The organism is Paraburkholderia strydomiana, assembly GCF_046030495.1.
GTDB lineage: Bacteria > Pseudomonadota > Gammaproteobacteria > Burkholderiales > Burkholderiaceae > Paraburkholderia > Paraburkholderia strydomiana_A.
The window spans coordinates 1-2,392 of record NZ_JAQQCJ010000062.1 but is presented as its reverse complement, the minus strand read 5'-3'; the positions used below and the strand labels follow the sequence as shown (position 1 = coordinate 2,392).

The 2,392-nt window shown below is 59.4% G+C and carries 2 protein-coding genes; one reads left to right on the top strand and one right to left on the bottom strand.

Annotated features, from left to right (window positions below):
- Positions 1 to 1,039 (bottom strand): LacI family DNA-binding transcriptional regulator (locus tag PQQ53_RS34885; RefSeq protein ID WP_408329262.1); only part of this gene is annotated, 1,039 nt, incomplete at its 3' end.
- Positions 1,040 to 1,132: 93 nt separating this feature from the next.
- Here PQQ53_RS34885 and PQQ53_RS34880 point away from each other — a divergent pair.
- Positions 1,133 to 2,332 carry a phytanoyl-CoA dioxygenase family protein gene (locus PQQ53_RS34880; protein WP_408329259.1) on the top strand — a complete coding sequence of 400 codons (1,200 nt, stop codon included), beginning with the start codon at positions 1,133 to 1,135 and terminating at the stop codon, positions 2,330 to 2,332.
- Positions 2,333 to 2,392 lie beyond the last annotated feature (60 nt).

Here is a 2,392-nt window from a genome sequence, read left to right as displayed (position 1 = left end):
CGCGAAATCGGCTGGCTATGTGGTCAGGGATATTTTCAGGCGTTACGACCATCACGGACGAAGACTGGGATACGGCCGACGCCGGTAGAAGCTTGTGATAATGCATGATGTGCTGGCAAGCCGAGCGCATGTCCTGCCGCAGGTCGTGATGCAGGATTGCCTGAATCTTTCCAGCGCGTAGAAGCTGTACGTTATCCCTGTCCAGGTCGTGGCCGATGAAGCAGACGGGAGCTCTCTGCCGCGCTTCCAGCGCGCCAAGGATCGACGCATTGCCTCCGCCCATGGAATACACGGCGGCAATGACCGTATCGTTGTCGAGAACGCTTCGGACTCGCTCCCCGGTTGGCAAATCAAGGCCATGTCCGCCGCTGGCGTCAATCAGTTTGAGTTGCGGGTGGCGCTTGCGCAATGCTCGACGAAAGCTTATCTCCCGCTCCTCTTCCCCCCGAAAATGCTCGTCGCTCATCGTGATCAACACATTGGCCGGCTGTTGACCCAACAACAGACCGAGAAGGTAGGCGGCCGTGGCGCCGGCGACGCGATTGTCGAGCCCGGCATAAGCGATGCGGCCTGACAGAGGAATATCGGTGAAGACGGTGACGACGGGAATGCCATGACGCTGAAGTTCGCCGACCACTTCAGCAATCTCGGGGACGTCGCGGGCTTTCAGGAAAACTCCGTGGCTGCCTCTTCGCGCAATCGACCGAAGCGCCTCCACGACTTCGCCCGTCGTCATCGTCTCCCGCAACATGAAGCGCGGGCGAACAACCGCGGGGTGCATGAACGCGAGTTCGGCTTCAAGCGCATTCCTGATCTCGTCGCTGAACCGCGCCGGTGCTTCGACCACCACGTCGACGATAAGCTTGCGCCCCGTGTTTGCGAGGTTCAATTCCTGTTTTTCGAGTTCCTTTATCGCCTGCTCAACCCGCTTGCGAGTGTGCTCCCGGACGTTTGCGCGCCCGTTCAGTACCCTGTCGACAGTCGCCACGCCTAGCCCTGCCTGAAGGGCGATTTCCTTGATCAAGAAGCGGTGAGCCATTCCGGCCCTCCCTGATTGATAGATTTTTGATGTAATTTTGAGATTTCGCTGTCTGCCTGGCGAGCTATCCTACATCGAAACTGGGAGACGCGGATGGACCATCAGCCGGAAAACTATCTTGCAGAGCGAACTAACTGGTATCGCGAAAGCGACTGCAACCTGCGCGACTTCACGACAGCGCTCATTGCAGGAGGGGAGCGCGCACCACGTTACGCGGCAAATTCGATTCAAGGGATTCCTGTATACGAATGCCTCGATCTGGAACAGGTGGTCTTATCCGCCGAGAGGGCTGAACTGCTCGCGGAATGGGCCGACGTCCTGTCGAATGGAGCGGGCGTCTTCGTGCTCAAGCATGCGTTTGCCGATACCGGCTGCGTAGACGAGGCGACGGCGGTCTTCGAATCGATCATTGCGGACGAGAAGAAATCGGGCTCGAAGGGCGACCATTTCGCGAAGGCAGGCGCGAACGACCGTATCTGGAACGCACAGGAAAAACTTTGCGTTGCGGCACCCGAGGTCTTCACCCGATATTTTTCGAACCGGTGGCTGCCTGCCGCGGCCGAGGCGTGGCTCGGTCCGTGTTTCCAGGTTACGTCGCAGATCAACGTTGTCAGACCCGGCGGGCAGGCACAGCAAGCCCATCGTGACTACCATCTAGGCTTCCAGACGGCCGAGGTAGCCGCGTCTTTTCCGGCGCACGTACACCAGATGTCAGCCTTCCTCACGTTGCAGGGGGCCGTCGCGCACAGCGATATGCCTGTCGAGAGCGGCCCGACCAAACTCCTGCCTTACTCGCAGCGATACGCTCGCGGCTACGTCGCCTGGCGTAGAGCTGAGTTTAGGGAGTATTTCGAGGCCAACTTCGTCCAGGTGGCGCTTGCCAAGGGCGATGCCATCTTCTTCAGCCCCGCGCTATTTCACGCAGCCGGCTCGAACCGAACGAGCGACGTCCAGCGCATGGCAAACCTGCTTCAGATCTCGTCAGCTTATGGGCGGGCGATGGAAGTGGTGAATCGAACGCGCATGTCCGAGATTCTCTACCCGGTCCTTCGAGACCGATTGATGGCCGGCAACATAACCGAGCTGGAGGTCTGGTCGGTGGTCGCCTCATGCGCCGAAGGCTATTCGTTCCCAACGAACCTGGACAGGGATCCGCCCGCCAACGGGCTTGCGCCGGAAAGCCAAAGCCAGATGATGCTCCGGGCTCTTAGCGAGGGCTGGGAGCCGGCCGAGTTCGCGCGAGCGCTTGCCAGACATGCGTGGCGCCACGGTACTGACGCAGTGCCGAACTGATAGATTATTGATGTGTTTTTGTCGTCCTCAGATAGATTCATCGCCCTATGATGGCGTCAG